We start from the raw sequence: 16,700 nt of genomic DNA, 5'->3' as shown, positions 1-16,700 counted from the left end.
AAGAGAGGTGAAGGCTGTGCTCAGAGTGGGGCTGATGGGTTTTGGATTTATGGGCCGAATGAACTTTGATCAGTATGTTCAATTGCAGGAAGACGGCCATCCGATTTCTCTGGTTGCCATTTGTGACCCGCAGATTAAAGTCCTTAAACATACTAAATCCGCGGGGAATATGAACACAGCCCACGAGGTATATGATTTATCCCCTTACAGCCTTTATGAGAATTTGGAGCATATGCTCGAAAAAGAAGAACTAGATGCTATTAGCCTTGCAGTACCTACGTACTTGCATGCTGAAATGGCTTGTTCGCTGCTGGAACGAGGGTATCATGTGTTCTGTGAAAAGCCGATGGCGAGACATTCCGCAGAAGCTTGGAAGATGGTAGCGGCGGCGCAAAGCAGCGGAAAAAAATTGCTGATTGGTCATTGTCTTCGCTTCTGGCCGGGATATGAATATTTGAAGGGGGTTATAGCTAGCGGTGAGTTCGGTGAAGTGACAGAGGCTTATTTTTACCGGGGTTCCGGTGGTCCTAAAGGGTGGTTGGTCAATGATGAGCTAAGTGGCGGCTGTATGCTGGATATGCATGTACACGATACGGACATCATCCATCACTTGTTTGGGAAACCAGATAAAGTATCAACGCTTGGGCGGAAGGTTTTACCGGGAAGTGGCTATGATATCGTCTCCACTCATTATTTTTATCAGGATGGAAAAGTGGTCAATGCCCAAGCGGACTGGACACTGGAAGGCGACTTTGGTTTTTACATGGGCTATCGGATTAATTTTGAACGGGGAAATGTAGTCTTTGATGGCGCGGAAGTTAAGGTAAATCCTAATCGTCAACCGGGGTTCATTGCGAAGCTTTCTTCGCATACCGGATATTACAGAGAGTTGGTATATTTCTTGAAAATCATCCAGAACGATGAGCCAGTGACCCTATGTATGCCCGAAAGTGCTGCCCAGTCCATAGAAATCATTGAGGCTGAAATCCAATCGGCTGATCAAGAAGGGGCCTGGATACGGATACGTTAAGTACCATACTTTTAGTAAAGGAGACTTCACGATGTTGAAAATAGGCTTGATCGGCTTTGGATTTATGGGCCGGATGCATTTTGATAATTATGTGCGCTTAACGAAAGAGGGGCAGCCCATTGCCCTTAAAGCCATCTGTGATTTGCGAATTGAGGAATTAAAGGATGGAAAAGCAGCCGGGAATATGAGCACTGCCCAGGAAGTCTATGATTTGTCAGCTTACAATCTATACGATGATCTGGAGAAAATGATTGCCAGTGAGGAACTGGATATGATCGACATTGCGGTTCCTACTTATCTGCATGCGGAAATGACTTGTTCGCTGCTGGAGCGTGGATATCATGTTTTTTGTGAGAAACCGATGGCCAGAACTTCCGTACAAGCGCTGGAAATGGTGGAAACGGCAGCCCGCTGTGGGAAAAAACTGATGATCGGACATTGTCTCCGTTTTTGGCCGGGGTATGAATATTTAAAAGAAGTGATAGAGAGCGGGCAGTTCGGTCAGGTCACGGAAGGGTATTTTTACAGGGGATCTGGTGCTCCTAAGGATTGGTTTCTTGATGAGACACTAAGCGGTGGAGGCATTATGGATATGCATATTCACGATACGGATATGATTAACTATCTGTTCGGCAGACCGGATAAAGTATCATCCTTAGGACGTAATGTCCTTTCGGGAAGCGGATATGATATCGCATCGACTCACTATTTTTATAAGGATGCAAAAGTAATTAATGCTCAGGTGGATTGGACGCTGGAAGGTGATTTTGGTTTTTACATGGGGTACCGGGTTAATTTTGAACGTGGAAATATAGTGTTTGACGGCAGCGAGGTCAAGGTCAATCCGAATGACGGGGCAGGCTATTTAGCGGAACTTTCACCGGATGTTGGCTACTATAGAGAGCTTGTATATTTTCTGGATGTTATTATCCAGGATAAGCCTATCATTATTTGTACGCCAGAGAGTACAGCGGAGTCTTTAAGAATCGTGGAAGCAGAAATGAAGTCAGCGGATGCTGAAGGCGAATGGATCGTGCTAGATTAGTTGTGTGTAGAGTGAATAAGGACGTGAGCTGGAAGAGGATCATTCACAATGACCTTTTTCCAGTTCACGTCCTTTTGTCATCGCTGAAATTTGGTGTTGTCTCTTGCATAATGGGATACTGATCCGTCATATCTTCTCAGCCGTACTTGTTCATCAGAGAACAGTTCAACAATTCCTGAAGCAACCTCTGAATACATTCCATCAGGATCAAGCTGTAGCGCAGAAATATAGGTTTGGGATAAGGCAGCTATAAAAAAATCAATATTTTTCACTAGTGTTTGTGGCATGTTATTCCCTCCGGTGACATCTTGTACATGATGATATATTAAACCATAGGAGTTATTTTACCATGATTTATCGTTGAGTTTTAGGAAGAATTCTTTGGTAAAAGTCGAAAATATGAGAAATTTGGTTGAAATTGTATTTAAGATCGTCTTTAATGAAACGAAGAGGGTAATTTTACCACTCTAAATAAATTAAGGGGATTACATAATGAAAGACTATGAAGTGCTGGAAATTAACAAAAAGAGTTTTTTTAAAACAACTATCTATTTTATGATCATTCCTACACTGCTATTGTTTATAGTAGGTTTAGGGATGGTGGTGGTCGGGCTTATCATTAAAGAGCCGTTTATTGTTGTTATGGGTATCCCTTATTTGATTATGCCGGTTATTTTGATACTCATTTATGGTTTGGTGGGTATGCTGGTAGCGCTGGTATATAACAAGCTGGCGAAGAGATTCGGAGGACTAGAACTGAAAATAGTGGAGAAAACCCCTCCGGTTGAAGCAAACTATTTACCATAACCCAAAGTTATTAAAGGGCAGGTATTGCGATGATTTCGCTACCTGTCCTTTTTTATTTTAATTTGAAAAGAAACCGGGGAATGGATATGATTTGGATAATGAAAGGATGATTGCCAGATGACAGAACCGACACAAAGAGCCAAGGAGCTGTACATTCAGTTTTTGGGTCATTTTTTAAATATGCATAAAGCAGGAGTACTTAAGGAGTACAAGAGTTTTGAAATTCCAAGAGAAGTGGAGCTGGAATGGCTGCAGGAATGGGCTATGGAGCATGTCAAGCAGTTGTCGATACGGGACTGGGATGCGATTACGATACTGGAATCCATCTCGCGGAATTATCAGGATAGCTGGATTGTGGAAAAAGTGGCTTCTTTTGCTTCGCGGAATATTATGAGCGCCGATAGTTTGGTTAGACTGATTTATGCGGAAAAAATGCTTGAAATCATTCGTTCTCATAACCAGGTGATCACAAAAGAACTGTTATTTCAAGGCTGTAAGGTTGCTGTGCAAATTCTCGAGGATGTAATCTCACAGCCGCTGGTCATTGATCCTGGACACGAACTTAAAGAACATAACCTTAAAGATAAGCGCGCGTTAAACAGTCGAGCCCAACAAGGGATTGAAGAGGTAAAGGTACTTATTAATTATTAGCTGCCAAAGTTGACATACTGTTGTCAAATTGGGTGTGCTACGATTTCCTGACAGAATCAAGTCTGCTGATTTAAAGAAGAAAATGAGGGATTATCGAATGGCTGAACCTTTAAAAGCAATGTACAATGAACAATTTCTGCGTGAGTTCGGCGAAAAGATTCGTGGCGTACATAATGTCTTCGAGACTGAGGCATTTGTAAGCTCAGCCATGACTGAACCGTGGGAAACGCTTGAGCTGAAGGCAAGAATGCGGCGGATCACCGAGACGTTGGGCAGCCACTTAAAGCTTCCTTATGAGGAAGCGCTGGCTATCCTATTCGCCATTGCTGACGATTGCGTGGGATTTCCTTATTTGATTTTTCCGGATTTTGTTGAGGTATATGGTCAGGGAGACGATCATTGGGAATTGTCTATGCAGGCGCTGGAAAGATTCACAGCGAAATCATCGGCTGAATTTGCAGTTAGGCCGTTTCTCTTACGGGAACCAGAGCGGATGATGGCTCAAATGCTGGTATGGGCGGAGCACCCTGATGAGCATGTACGTAGGCTGGCTAGTGAGGGCTGTCGGCCTCGTCTGCCTTGGGGACAGGCGCTTCCCATGTTCAAGCTTGACCCAGCTCCGGTATTACCTGTACTTGAGCAGCTTAAGGCGGATACATCCCTGTATGTACGTAAAAGTGTCGCTAATCATTTGAATGATATTGCAAAGGATCATCCGGAAGTGGTGCTCGATACCGCTCGGCGCTGGAAGGGAACACATCCCGATACAGACTGGATTGTGCGGCACGGCTGCCGTTCTTTGATTCGTAAAGCTGAGCCAGAGATTATGGCTTTATTCGGATACGCAGAGCAGACAGACGAAGCTGCTCCACTTATAACGAGTGCCTTCATTCTATTGGAACCTTCAATCCTGACCATTGGCGAAAGCTCTGAATTACAGTATAAGCTTCAAGTTCGTGAGGGAGCTCCGGCACGGATTCGGATTGAATACGGAATCTATTTCGTGAAAGCGGCAGGTCGAACCTCCCGTAAATCTTTTTTGTTATCGGATAAGACCGTACCTGGAGGTACAATTCTGTCAGGTAAACGGACACATCGTTGGGCTGATTTAACAACTCGGCGTCATTATCCAGGAGAGCACCGGATTGTGCTGCTGGTAAATGGGCGAGAAGTGGCGGAAGTGGCGTTAGAACTTAAAGGGAGTGCTAATATATGAAAAAAGAAGTTTTGATGTTTCTATCCAATGGCTACGCTGATTGGGAAAGCGGATATATTAGTGCCGAACTAAATAAGCAGGAAAGTGAATATAAAGTAAGAACAGTTGCTCTAACTAGCGACAATGTCAAATCTATGGGTGGATTTACTGTTGTACCTGACTATACTTTAGACAGTTTACCTGCTCAGTATGAAATGTTAATTTTAATCGGTGGCACAGGCTGGAATGATAATTCAGCTATTACTCCAATGATTGAAAAATGTCTGCAGGAGAGTGTACCTATAGCCGCTATATGTGATGCTACAACTTTTTTGGCTGAACATGGCTATTTAGACAACATACCGCATACCGGAAATTCATTGGATTATTTAAAACAAAATGCTCCTAATTATAAAGGAGAAGCAAATTATATAGAAAAACAGGCAGTTTCGAGTGAATATATTATTACAGCTAATGGCACAGCTTCTTTAGAATTTGCAAGGGAAGTTATGAAGAAGTTAGAGGGTTTCCCAATCGAAACCGTCGAGGGATGGTACAAATTTTTCAAAGATGGTTTTTATCAAGAATAAGGGTGTATATAAAAAAGGTGATCTCAAGTCTTAACGACTTGAGATCACCTTTTTGGGGTTGAAGTTTATTTTTTCACTTCTGTAACACCAGTTACTTTTCCTTGATCGGATGAATTAAAGGTGGATTTATATTGATCGTTTGCGAAGTAAACATTACCTTCAACGGTTGCGTTCACTAGGGTAAATCCATCCGCTTCTACGTATACATCTCCAATAAAAGTGCCGCCTTGGATGCGGGCATTTTTACTCTTGATGGTCAATTTTGGAGCAGTCAGTTTAAAGGAGTTGGTGATGTTGTGATCCGCATCTTGTGTGTATAGAGCAATTTTTCTGGCGGGTTCCTCTTTATTCATGAATTCTCCATCCACCACGAGATCTTCGGTGAAGGTTAAGTCTTTAAGTGTGGCAGCAATCCAGGTTCCTTCTGGACTGATGGCGCGTTTGAAGGCTTCTTCATTATCTACTACGGAAGCTGAGGTTACAGCATCTGTGGTGTTATTTTGATTATTAGCGGTGCCTGTATTATTAGTGGTTCCCGCATTATTCGTGTTCTCAGGAGTGCTTGTTGCAGTAGCATTATTGGCATTGTTTGTTGCATTTCCACATCCGACCATTAACACAAAAGCAAATACCGCAGCAACACTTGCTATCTTTCTCATCTGTATAACCTCCCTAAGTAATTGTACTGATATCCTTCGAGCTTACTATAGAGTGATTAGTTAGTAATTTACCAATCAATCTACAAATGGTAATATAGGCCTGGACATCTCTGGCGTATAGTATGACCTGAAAAATGTGATTTATCCGATGAATTCACGAGCAATATGGATTACAATAAGTACAGGCAGTAGAAAAGGAGCATTATCCATGGCCAAACAGAAATATTATGTAGTCTGGGAAGGTAAACAACCGGGAGTCTATAGCACTTGGGCAGAATGCCAGGCACAGACAGATCATTATACCGGTGCAAAATATAAATCCTATGAATCCAAAGCAGCAGCTGATGCGGCATATAAAGCGGGCTGGAAGGGGAATTGGGGAACAGGGGCAGCTGGTGCAGCAAAGTCTAAGGGGACTAGTTCTTTTAAACGCAGTGCTACAGTAGAGACCTCTGAGGAGATTGATTACAACAGTATTTCAGTAGATGTGGGGACTCGTGGTAATCCGGGGCCTGTTGAATATAAGGGTGTAGATACACAAACGGGAGATATCATTTTCTCCTGTGGTCCGATCAAAAAGGGCACTAATAATTTAGGCGAATTTTTAGCGATTGTTCATGCCTTGGCGTTGTTAAAGAAAGAGGGAAGCGATAAAACGGTCTACAGTGATTCAGTAAATGCAATGAAGTGGGTGAAGCAGAAGAAGGTGGCAACAACCTTGCCGCGCGATTCTTCAACAGAGGAAATTTGGGTGCTTATTGATCGGGCAGAGCGTTGGTTGCAAACCAATACATATGACAATAAGGTGCTCAAGTGGCAGACCAAAGAGTGGGGCGAGATCAAAGCGGATTATGGTCGGAAATAAAAAAGCTATATCGCTATGGTTTCGGTTAAAGGAGGAGTTTGGGGATGTTTGGCAACGATTGGGATGAGGTATTGCAGGATGAAATGCAAAAGCCCTATTTTCTAAAATTAATGGACGCACTAACACAAGAATATAAGGAACATACCGTTTATCCGCCAAAAGAATTATTGTTCACAGCATTGAAATTAACGCCTTATAAGGAGACCCATGTAGTTATTTTAGGTCAAGATCCTTATCATGGTCCCGGACAAGCGCACGGACTAAGCTTCTCTGTCAATCTGGGGGTACGTATCCCTCCGTCACTGCGCAATATTTATGCAGAGCTGAAGGAGGACGTCGGTGTGCCTGTTCCGAACCACGGCTCTTTGCTGCACTTAGCAGAGCAGGGAGTGTTGTTGCTGAACACCGTGCTGACGGTACGTGAAGGTGAGGCTGGTTCGCATAAAGGTCTGGGCTGGGAGACATTCACAGACACTATTATGCAAAAGCTAAATGAAAGATCTACGCCTATGGTGTTTATATTATGGGGAAGTCATGCGCAGAAAAAAGGCGCCTTCATCGATCAAAGCCGGCATAAGGTGCTGCAATCGCCTCATCCAAGCCCACTTTCATCGCATCGTGGATTTTTTGGCAGTCGTCCGTTCTCAAAGGCCAACCAATTTTTAGAGTCGCAGGGGTTGGCAGGAATAGATTGGTTCATTCCGGACTTATAATTTATGGAGTGATGCGAAGGGGAGGTAGCTATGAAGCATTGGGTAGGTAAACCCGTTATAATGTACTGCGGGGAGAAACCTTATACCATTATGAAGGGAATCCTCCGCAAATGGGACCTTTCCGCATCGGTGGCGGTGATTGGCCATCAGGAAATTGCTGTGCCGTTTCGGGATATTGTTGTTATTAAGGCTCTGGCTCCAAAAGAAAGAGCGCTGCCTCCAGTTCTCCATTCCGTAGGTTATGTGATGAGGGATCGGCAGCAATTTGACAATGCAGTGTATTTTAATTCGGCGGTTAGCGTCTGGAAAGAAGATCAGCTTATTGCCTTTAATACGATTATTACCTCACATACGAAAGGTTCAGTTACTCTTCAGAACGGCCAAAACCTGATGAAGGGCAATCACATCTTTGTAGTTCGTTCTTTACGAGGATGATTTCAGGCACCTGTAAAGAATAAAAAAGGGTACGACTCCGAGTGATTGGAGACGTACCCTTTTTTATTTTATAGATAAGCTCCGCCCGTTCACGAAGTAGATTACAACCGTTATAGCTCCTCTTTTTTGATAGGCTCAGTTTCATCTATCCGGTCTGCAATAATAATCTCATACACGCGCAGGAAAACAATTTTTATAATCATATAAACAGGGAGCGCAATAAGAACTCCGATAATACCGTAGAAGTCTCCACCTATAAGGACAAGGATGACCGTAGTCAGTGGATGAACATCCAATGATTTTCCGTAAATAATCGGTGAGAGTACATTATCCTGGATCTGCTGGGCAATGAAGATTACAACCAGGGACCATATGGCCATCGTCGGTGATTCAATGAAACCCACTATAATTACCGGAATCGCTGCTAAGAATGATCCCACATATGGAATGAAGTTAAGGGGCACTGAAATTACGGCGAGCAACAGGGAGTAAGGCAGTCCGATGATAAGGAACCCTATATATAACATAATACCGAGTACGACATTTAGCACCACGCGTGTGACGATGAAGCTGCTTAAGGCGCTGTCGATATCTCCAAACATCTCTTGCCCTTCCTTACGATATTTTCTCGGAATTAAGCCTTGAAGTTTAGGCGATAGCTTATAGTCATCTTTTAGCATGTAGTACAGAATGATGGGCAAAGTTGCGATTAACACTACAATGCTGGAAACAACGCCAATCAAATTGGACATGGAATTGGTAACCCAGGTAATAGTATCGCTAAGAAATTCTGATAAACGGGCTGCGACGTCGGAATCCCCTTTGAAAAAACGCGAAAGTGTCGGATTCTCCCTCAATGCATTGAACTGATCCTGCAAACCTTGCACGAGGTAAGGAGTGTTATCAATAAAGTTCTGAATTTGTTCTTGAAGTGTCGGCCAGACTAGAATCCAGAAGAGAACGAACAAGCCGGCAATCAGAAAATAAATGAGCAGGATGGAGAACGCCCGGTTTAATTTTCTTTTCTCAAGGATTCTTACTAACGGACGCAGCAGGTAGTACATGAACCCTGATAACATCATGGGAACAAGTAATAATTTGAAAATGGCACCCAGTGGGGCGAAGAGAAACATTACTTTGGAGCCTAAGTACAAAATCAGTAAAAAGGCGATAATAGCAAGGCTTGTCCGAAAATACTTCTGTTGTGGCAATAAAAACATCCCCCAAAATTCAAATTTATGTCTATGTAGTTTAATAACCCTAATTTACAAGTATTGATTCAAAAGCGGGCAATTCCTTTTAGGTAGTTCTTGGCATACCCATATAGAGGTTCTAGTTAAAAAGGTTACGCCAAGTAAAAAGTTCGCAATTTAACAAGGGGATATAACTATTTCTCTGCTTTTTCACAGATTATCTTGACTTTCGTCTATGAGATTTTCTAGTGGATAAAGTGAAGATTTCAGGAACTACATCTTCGCCTCCGGTTTCTTTGGTAACTTGTCTTGCTTTAACAAGAGATAAAAAGGAAAAAATCTCACCTAAGGCTACAAGTCCAGCTGCGATGATCTCATAATCCTCAGCGCTAAGTTCTGCGGATTCCACTGGATTATTGTTATTGGTGGTCCCATTCTTATTAGCATTGCTGTTGCCTTTATTTCTCCCGCTGTTTCTTCCATTGGCCATTTCTGATCACCCGCTTTTCCCGGTATGTATTATTAATATGTTATAAATGCCGCATATGAGATAGGCAATTCGGATGTAATTTTGCACTGTCTCTTTTTAGCACTTTACACAGGATGAAAACGCTGTTAAAATCATAAACGAGCACAAACGATCAATAACGGTCACATATAATCAATTAACGGTCAAGAAAATTCATAGATGAGCGCAAGGAATTGCACAGGTCGCGCTGTCACATAAAGGAGCGAGCCACGATGATGTTTGAGGAAGAGAGAAAACAAAAAATCGTGCTTTTTGTGGAAAAGAACTCCAGAGCTTCTGTACAGGAGCTAAGTCAGGAAATGAGCGTATCTGAGTCTACTGTGCGCCGTGATCTGAAGGAGCTGGAAGAAGCCAAGCTATTAAAGCGTACTCATGGCGGAGCGGTTTCCCTGCAGAGCGTCAATTTTGAAGCGGCTTATCCTGATAAGGAAGACCATTTGTTGGATGAGAAGCAACGGATTGCCCGTAAGGCCGTGGAGATGATTCAGGAGGGGGACGCAATACTGCTTGATGCAGGAACAACAACACTGCAGATTGCCAGAGAACTGAAGAACTTTTCGAATATCAAAGTCATTACGAACTCGATTATGGCGCTGAATGAGCTGCGGGATTGCCGCAATATCGAAGTCTCAATTACAGGCGGTATGCTTCGCCCGGATACGATGGCTTTTGTTGGACCGATGACAGAGCGTTCCTTAGATATGGTGAGAGTAGATAAAACTTTTCTTGCCACTAATGGACTGGATTTGCGGGAAGGCATCACAACTCCGAACATGTTAGAGGCAGCTACAAAACGCAAAATGATCGCAGTCGCCAAGCAAGTTATTCTACTGGCAGATCACAGTAAGCTGGGGCAGATATCCTTTAGCAAGGTTGCAGATGTGACGGAAATGGATCATTGCATTATAGATTCAGGAGCGTCTGACAAATTCATCCGTGAGATCACGCAATTGGGTGTGGATTTCACGCTGGTATAAATTTTATATAGGATAAGCAATTATGAATTACCGTGTGATCGTTTGGAGAAATTACAGATGCCGTACTTGTGATCGGTAATCTATGGCTTAGAAAACCAACATAATTGAGGGATAATCATGATCTATACTGTAACGCTTAATCCTTCCATTGATTATATCGTGGAAGTGGAAGATTTGAGACTGGGTGACTTGAACCGGATGAAACGTGATTTGAAGCTTCCGGGAGGGAAAGGAATTAACGTATCCCGAGTGCTTAATCAGCTTGGGGTTCAGAATAAGGCTATGGGATTCCTTGGAGGCTTCACCGGCCGATATATTGAGGATTGGTTACACGAAGAGTCAATTTCAAGCGATTTCGTGTTTGTTTCCGATGATACGCGGATTAATATCAAGCTCAAGCATGGAGAGGAAACGGAGATTAACGGTGTTGGACCCGTCATTCATGATCCTGAAGCCAATGCACTATTGCAAAAGTTGGCTGCCTTGAACGCGGAGGATGTAGTGATTTTGTCGGGAAGCGTTCCCCCATCACTGGGTGCAGATTTCTATGACAAGCTTATAGCTGTGTGCAAACAGAGCGGAGCGGAATTCGTCATTGACACTACTGGTGCTGCACTTCAAAAAGCACTGGCGTATCAGCCATTGCTGGTTAAACCGAACCATCATGAGCTCGCAGAGCTATTCGGCGTAACCATAGATACGAGGGAAGAGATTATTACTTATGGACGCAAGCTGCTGGATGCAGGAGCGAAAAATGTACTGGTTTCCATGGCGGGTGAAGGGGCTTTGTTCATTACGGAGCAAGGGGTATACCACGCCAACGCACCATCAGGTAAAGTGAAAAATTCTGTAGGTGCAGGAGATTCCATGATCGCTGGTTTTGTAGGGACACTGTCTTTGACAGGAGACTTGTTGGAGGCGTTCCGTGCAGGCGTTGCCTCGGGCAGTGCAACCGCATTCTCTGATGACTTAGCGGACAGAGAATTCATTGAACAGCTGAGACCGCTGATCCAAATCTCAGAAGTGTAAGCCGACAGCATTCAAAGTACTTAAGGGAGTTGAGCATGATGAGAATAACGGATTTAATGATAAAAGAAACGATGATCATGGATCTAAAAGCTACAACTAAGGAAGCTGCAATTGATGAATTGATTGCGAGTCTTGCTGCAAGTGGCCGAATTAATGATCCGATCCTTTTTAAAGAGATGATTCTGAAGCGCGAAGAGCAGTCCAGCACTGGGATTGGCGGCGGCATTGCAATGCCGCACGCTAAGACTAAAGCGGTAAATGAAGCGACGGTTGTATTTGCTAAGAGCGCAAGGGGAGTGGAGTTTGAATCCCTTGATGATGAGCCAGCACGTATTTTCTTTATGATTGCCGCTCCAGAAGGAGCAGGCAATATGCATCTTCGTACACTGGCCTCATTGTCCAGACTACTGATCGATAGCGAGTTCATTGAACAGCTTATGAATACTCAGACTCCTGACGAGGTATCAGCTTTGTTTGATGCCAAGCAGGCGGAAGGTGAAGCTAAGGAGAAAGAGAACGAAGCTGCTGAAACTGCCGCGAAGTCAGAGCCTGAACGTGTAATCGTGGGCAACCCGGATTCCCAAGCTTTTGTCGTAGCTGTAACTGCTTGTCCTACAGGCATTGCACACACTTTTATGGCTGAAGATGCCCTTAAGAAAAAAGCTCTGGAAATGGGAGTTAATATCCGTGTAGAGACGAATGGTTCAGAAGGGGCCAAAAACGTACTTACCCCTGATGAGATTCGGCGTGCAAGCGGTGTAATTGTTGCAGCTGATAAAAAGGTGGAAATGGCCCGTTTTGACGGTAAACCTGTACTGCAAAGACCTGTAAGTGATGGCATCCGTAAGCCGGAAGAGCTTATTCGTAAAGCTATGAATGGGGAAGCGCCGATTTATCACAATGAAGGTCGCGGTGGCAATGACGAAGGGTCTAAAGAGAAATCTGGCAGTATCGGCAGTAAAATATATAAGGACTTAATGAATGGGATCTCCCACATGCTCCCGTTTGTAGTCGGTGGCGGTATTCTGCTAGCAATCTCCTTCCTGATTGAACAAGTAGGTGGAGCAGATCATCCGCTGTTCCAGTTACTGCAGACAATTGGTGGTGGAGATGGTGCCTTCCATTTCCTAATTCCAGTCCTTGCTGGATTTATAGCGCTTAGCATTGGTGATCGTCCGGCTCTGATGCCAGGTATGGTTGGGGGTTACATGGCCTTGAATTCCAACGCTGGGTTCCTCGGCGGGCTGGCTGCTGGTTTCTTGGCGGGTTATGTAATTATCGGATTACGTAAAGTATTTGCAGGACTGCCTAAAACACTTGACGGACTGAAGCCGATCCTGTTATATCCGGTATTCGGGCTTCTAATTACCGGTGGATTGATGTATTACCTGTTCGATCCGGTCTTTAGCTGGATCAATGTAGGACTGATTGATTGGCTTAATGATCTTGGAACTGTTAATGCTGTTATTCTGGGTCTGGTTCTCGGTGGCATGATGGCCATAGATATGGGTGGACCTTTCAATAAAGCTGCTTATACTTTTGCCATCGGTGTATTCACTACCAGTGGCAATACCAACGGCTTCATGATGGCTGCTGTAATGGCGGGGGGGATGGTGCCTCCACTTGCAATAGCACTGGCTTCTACTTTCTTTAAGAATAAATTCACGGAAGAAGAACGTAAATCAGGCTTAACGAACTATGTGCTGGGCTTGTCGTTCATTACGGAAGGGGCCATTCCATTCGCCGCAGCCGATCCGCTTCGTGTCCTAACCTCTTGTATTCTTGGTTCGGCCGTTGCTGGAGGTCTTACACAGCTTTGGAATATCAACGTGCCGGCTCCGCATGGCGGGATCTTTGTAGCTGCCCTTTCAAGCCACGCGCTGTTGTTCCTCTTAGCTGTTCTGATCGGTTCGGTCATCTCCGGATTGATGCTCGGATTATGGAAGAAACCGCTTGAAGCAAAGTAACTTTATAAATAAATTGAACTGCTGGGTGCCAGAATTTTCATTCTGGCACCCAGCAGTTTTTGCATGGATTTTAATCACCCACCTCCTCGCCCATAGGTAGATTTATCTCCATAAATGAGGTTTAATTTTATATAATTGAAAATATATATAATCAGAAGGAAAAGGAGCGAGCGAGATGATATTACATAAGGGGGAAGTCTTGTTCCGCCAAGGAGACAGCTGTGATTTTTTATTTAAGGTAAAAAGCGGGCTGTTCAAGGTCACAAGACTTCATGAGAATGGGAACATGGTGTTATTCAACATCCTGTATCCCGGTGAGATGGTTCCCCATCATTCACTCATTTCGCCAAAGGAGGCGCATGGAACGGCAGTTGCGATGATGAAGAGCGAGGTGGAGGCAGTTCCATCAGCAGAATGGTATCAACAACTGCGGGATGATTCTGGTCAAGCGATGGAAATCGCCAGACTGCTTCAGGAGAAGGTACGGTTTATGCAGACACGGCTGGATCATCTTACTGTAGGTACACCTGCAGAACGTATGGAATTGCTAACCCGCTGGTTTAATGACTACTCTCATGGCGCAGCGCTAACAGAGTTATTGACCCAGGAAGAAATAGGACAATTGATCGGTGTAAGACGTGAAACAATCAACCGTTTGCTGCGGAGTACAGAGTGATTCCTGCTTTTTTCTGGCAAACTGTTTAGAGTAGGGTGGCTCCGTGGTATAATGTAAACAGAACTTATCAAATTAGAGAAAGGATCAGGATACCATGTGTCCCCGAAGGACGATTCCCCAAAGGACGATTTGGAAACGTTATGATCTGTCTTATACTTAGCTTCCCTGTAGAAGGTGCGTAAACCGTTGTTACTTGACGAACCGCCTCTGCGAGGGGAAGGAGTATATATATGCGAAGGAGCAATACCTCCGGTTTTACCCGTCGTAGAGGTTGGTGGGACGTCTAGCCGCCATATACGATAAGGGGAGACCTGTATGAGGAACCACAATTACGGAGTGAATGTACTGCTCCGATTGACAGTCATTTTGTTTGGAACATTTTTGCTTGCATTTACTTATTATCACATCAATTTTCAGAATCATTTGTCAGAGGGCGGATTCGTAGGATTATCGCTGCTTGGCAAATACGTATTAGGAATTTCACCTTCGATTTCAACTCTGCTTCTAGACGTTCCAGTACTCTTGATAGCATGGATGTTCAAAGGGAAAGCGTTCGTGTGCAACACTTTTGTTTCTGTAGGAGCTTTTACAATCTTCTATGGTCTCATGGAACGTTATTCCGGTTTGGTCATCAACTTGCAGGACAATTTGGCATTAGCAGCTCTTTTGTCCGGCGTACTGACAGGTTTAGGAGCGGGAATTATCCTGCGGAGTGGCGGGGCTAGCGGTGGAGACGATATTTTGTCGCTGCTGGTTAGTGAATGGAAGGGAATCAAAGTAGGTACGGTATTCATCATGATGGATGTAATCGTTCTGGCACTATCACTCTTTTATATGCCTGTTAAAGAAACGATGTATACAGTGATGGCAGTAGTCGTAGCCGGCTATGTGATCACCTTTACAACCTCTTTAGGCAAACCAAAGCTAGTGAAGGCGCCAAAGATTCAATCTACACTGCGTAAACCGCATGATGGTACGGTAATGTGAAGAAGGCTGGTATAAACAGCTTATTCGGGGATATACTACATTTAAGGTCAGCCAGAGTTTCTGGTTGACTTTTTTTTGCTGGATATGACGTAATTTAAAGGGTGTAGTCTTTAGGGGCGTTGCTCGGACGTTTCGCTCATAACAAAAGGTGGCGTACAGTGAAAATCCTGTACGCCACCTTTTAGTTAACTTAAGACTCACTAGTGCTCGTAATTGAATCGTGCAGAAACATTTGCGGCCAGCTTGTCCTTTTATTTAGCCCACAGCATTCGTGATAGCTTCGCATTCGTCCGAGCAATGACCACTGTGCTGTGTTTCACAGTCCTCACAGCAAATATGCTGAAGATGACAAGCATCGTTAGCACAATTGATAAATTGGTCAGCTGGCTGACCGCAGTGATGGCATCGTCCGACAACGATATCCTCGTCGGTATGATTAATCTGTACGGAAATCCGCTCATCGAAGACATAACATTTTCCATCAAACAGTTGGCCCTGTACCTCAGGGTCTTTACCGTAAGTCACAATGCCGCCATCCAGCTGGTACACCTGTCCAAAACCTTCCTTCATCATAAACCCGCTTAATTTCTCGCAGCGGATCCCGCCTGTACAGTAGGTCAGGATTGGTTTATCCTTAAGGTCGCTCATATTCTCGCGAATCCAGTCCGGGAATTCTTTGAAGCTGTCTACTTCGGGGCGGATGGAGCCGCGGAAATGACCAAGATCGAATTCGTAACCGGTACGACCATCCAGAATCACCACATCGTCGCGCTGCATCATTTCATAGAAATCTTTAGGCGCCAGATGCTTTCCGGTAATCACGTTAGGGTCCAGTTCATCCTCGACCCGGAACGTCACGAGTTCTTTTTTATAACGAACGAAGATCTTTTTGAAGGCATGACCCTCAGCCTCATCGATCTTGAAGACGATATCGCTAAACAGAGGGTTTGCGCGCAAATCCTTCATATATTGCTCGGTTTGGGCAACCGTACCTGATAGTGTTCCGTTAATGCCTTCATCTGAGATGAGAATTCGTCCCTTTACATCAAGCTCTTTGCAGTAAGCCAAATGCTCCTGGGCGAATAGTTCTGCATCCGGCACTTTTACAAATTTATAGTATAGCAGAATTGCATATTCCGATTGTGGATTCATTCTTTTCACCTTTATCATTAGAATTAGACTACTAAATAAACATTTAAGTATAAAAAGTATTGTGACATATTATCAAGTATTGACAAGAGATGTGGTACAGTAACCTGAAGAAAGCTGGAATAAATAACATTTTTCAGGGATACCGGATTAAGGTCAGCCAGAACCTCTGGTTGATTTTTTTGCTGAATATAGGCGGTTTT

At 43.9% G+C, this 16,700-nt stretch carries 19 protein-coding genes; 14 read left to right on the top strand and 5 right to left on the bottom strand.

The window, feature by feature from the left end; genetic code table 11:
* Positions 1 to 16: 16 nt before the first annotated feature.
* Both NSQ91_RS22925 and NSQ91_RS22920 read left to right on the top strand, forming a co-directional pair.
* On the top strand, positions 17 to 1,030 hold the full coding sequence (locus NSQ91_RS22925) for a Gfo/Idh/MocA family protein (RefSeq protein WP_340919969.1): 1,014 nt from the start codon (positions 17 to 19) through the stop codon (positions 1,028 to 1,030).
* A 31-nt stretch (positions 1,031 to 1,061) separates the two neighbouring features.
* A complete protein-coding gene (locus tag NSQ91_RS22920; protein WP_340919966.1) occupies positions 1,062 to 2,075 on the top strand; it encodes a Gfo/Idh/MocA family protein in 1,014 nt (337 codons plus the stop codon).
* Positions 2,076 to 2,152: 77 nt separating this feature from the next.
* On the opposite strand, the gene NSQ91_RS22915 is transcribed toward NSQ91_RS22920, so the two are convergent.
* Positions 2,153 to 2,362 (bottom strand): hypothetical protein, encoded by a 210-nt coding sequence (locus NSQ91_RS22915; protein ID WP_036683023.1) that lies wholly within the window; start codon positions 2,360 to 2,362, stop codon positions 2,153 to 2,155.
* Positions 2,363 to 2,567: 205 nt separating this feature from the next.
* Between NSQ91_RS22915 and NSQ91_RS22910 the strand changes: the two genes are divergently transcribed.
* From NSQ91_RS22910 to NSQ91_RS22895, 4 genes are all read left to right on the top strand, one after another.
* A complete protein-coding gene (locus NSQ91_RS22910) occupies positions 2,568 to 2,882 on the top strand; it encodes a hypothetical protein (protein ID WP_340919962.1) in 315 nt (104 codons plus the stop codon).
* Between the two features lie 117 nt (positions 2,883 to 2,999).
* Entirely contained in the window at positions 3,000 to 3,533 is a 534-nt protein-coding gene (locus NSQ91_RS22905) for a hypothetical protein (RefSeq protein ID WP_076308953.1), read from the top strand.
* 97 nt (positions 3,534 to 3,630) lie between these two features.
* Positions 3,631 to 4,749 (top strand): hypothetical protein, encoded by a 1,119-nt coding sequence (locus tag NSQ91_RS22900; protein ID WP_076130241.1) that lies wholly within the window; start codon positions 3,631 to 3,633, stop codon positions 4,747 to 4,749.
* Positions 4,746 to 5,318: a type 1 glutamine amidotransferase family protein gene (locus tag NSQ91_RS22895; RefSeq protein ID WP_340919957.1), complete on the top strand. Its 573-nt coding sequence runs from the start codon at positions 4,746 to 4,748 to the stop codon at positions 5,316 to 5,318. Before NSQ91_RS22900 ends, NSQ91_RS22895 begins: the two co-directional genes overlap by 4 nt.
* Before the next feature lie 65 nt (positions 5,319 to 5,383).
* On the opposite strand, the gene NSQ91_RS22890 is transcribed toward NSQ91_RS22895, so the two are convergent.
* Positions 5,384 to 5,977, bottom strand: a complete 594-nt coding sequence (locus NSQ91_RS22890; protein WP_076130242.1) for a hypothetical protein — start codon at positions 5,975 to 5,977, stop codon at positions 5,384 to 5,386.
* A gap of 208 nt (positions 5,978 to 6,185) precedes the next feature.
* Here NSQ91_RS22890 and rnhA point away from each other — a divergent pair, with 208 nt between their 5' ends.
* The 3 genes from rnhA to NSQ91_RS22875 are packed head-to-tail and all read left to right on the top strand — an operon-like array spanning position 6,186 to position 7,990.
* A complete protein-coding gene (rnhA, locus tag NSQ91_RS22885) occupies positions 6,186 to 6,842 on the top strand; it encodes a ribonuclease H (RefSeq protein ID WP_076184205.1) in 657 nt (218 codons plus the stop codon).
* Positions 6,843 to 6,886: 44 nt separating this feature from the next.
* On the top strand, positions 6,887 to 7,555 hold the full coding sequence (gene ung / locus NSQ91_RS22880; RefSeq protein WP_340010869.1) for a uracil-DNA glycosylase: 669 nt from the start codon (positions 6,887 to 6,889) through the stop codon (positions 7,553 to 7,555).
* Positions 7,556 to 7,585: 30 nt separating this feature from the next.
* Positions 7,586 to 7,990, top strand: coding sequence for a hypothetical protein (locus NSQ91_RS22875; RefSeq protein WP_340919952.1), 405 nt, complete (start codon positions 7,586 to 7,588; stop codon positions 7,988 to 7,990).
* Positions 7,991 to 8,100: 110 nt separating this feature from the next.
* On the opposite strand, the gene NSQ91_RS22870 is transcribed toward NSQ91_RS22875, so the two are convergent.
* Positions 8,101 to 9,210 carry an AI-2E family transporter gene (locus NSQ91_RS22870; RefSeq protein ID WP_076130245.1) on the bottom strand — a complete coding sequence of 370 codons (1,110 nt, stop codon included), beginning with the start codon at positions 9,208 to 9,210 and terminating at the stop codon, positions 8,101 to 8,103.
* A 190-nt stretch (positions 9,211 to 9,400) separates the two neighbouring features.
* Complete coding sequence (locus NSQ91_RS22865) at positions 9,401 to 9,673, bottom strand: hypothetical protein (protein ID WP_076130246.1); 273 nt, start codon at positions 9,671 to 9,673, stop codon at positions 9,401 to 9,403.
* A gap of 251 nt (positions 9,674 to 9,924) precedes the next feature.
* Here NSQ91_RS22865 and NSQ91_RS22860 point away from each other — a divergent pair, with 251 nt between their 5' ends.
* The 5 genes from NSQ91_RS22860 to NSQ91_RS22840 all read left to right on the top strand — a co-directional run bounded on the left by NSQ91_RS22860 (position 9,925) and on the right by NSQ91_RS22840 (position 15,348).
* Entirely contained in the window at positions 9,925 to 10,689 is a 765-nt protein-coding gene (locus tag NSQ91_RS22860; RefSeq protein WP_340010867.1) for a DeoR/GlpR family DNA-binding transcription regulator, read from the top strand.
* A 117-nt stretch (positions 10,690 to 10,806) separates the two neighbouring features.
* The gene (gene pfkB, locus NSQ91_RS22855; RefSeq protein ID WP_076184203.1) at positions 10,807 to 11,718 is read left to right on the top strand and encodes a 1-phosphofructokinase; all 912 of its coding nucleotides are present in this window, start codon (positions 10,807 to 10,809) and stop codon (positions 11,716 to 11,718) included.
* A 38-nt stretch (positions 11,719 to 11,756) separates the two neighbouring features.
* Positions 11,757 to 13,685: a PTS fructose transporter subunit IIABC gene (locus NSQ91_RS22850; protein WP_248548397.1), complete on the top strand. Its 1,929-nt coding sequence runs from the start codon at positions 11,757 to 11,759 to the stop codon at positions 13,683 to 13,685.
* 175 nt (positions 13,686 to 13,860) lie between these two features.
* Entirely contained in the window at positions 13,861 to 14,361 is a 501-nt protein-coding gene (locus NSQ91_RS22845) for a Crp/Fnr family transcriptional regulator (RefSeq protein WP_076134543.1), read from the top strand.
* A 315-nt stretch (positions 14,362 to 14,676) separates the two neighbouring features.
* Positions 14,677 to 15,348: a YitT family protein gene (locus NSQ91_RS22840; RefSeq protein ID WP_076130250.1), complete on the top strand. Its 672-nt coding sequence runs from the start codon at positions 14,677 to 14,679 to the stop codon at positions 15,346 to 15,348.
* A 255-nt stretch (positions 15,349 to 15,603) separates the two neighbouring features.
* Here the strand turns inward: NSQ91_RS22840 and trhO are convergent, their stop codons facing one another.
* On the bottom strand, positions 15,604 to 16,500 hold the full coding sequence (gene trhO, locus NSQ91_RS22835) for an oxygen-dependent tRNA uridine(34) hydroxylase TrhO (protein WP_340919944.1): 897 nt from the start codon (positions 16,498 to 16,500) through the stop codon (positions 15,604 to 15,606).
* Positions 16,501 to 16,700: the final 200 nt, after the last annotated feature.

It is taken from the genome of Paenibacillus sp. FSL R7-0048 (assembly GCF_038004505.1).
Lineage (GTDB): Bacteria > Bacillota > Bacilli > Paenibacillales > Paenibacillaceae > Paenibacillus_AQ > Paenibacillus_AQ odorifer.
Note: the sequence above shows the minus strand (reverse complement) of the source record. Positions and strands in the feature narration are given on the sequence as shown.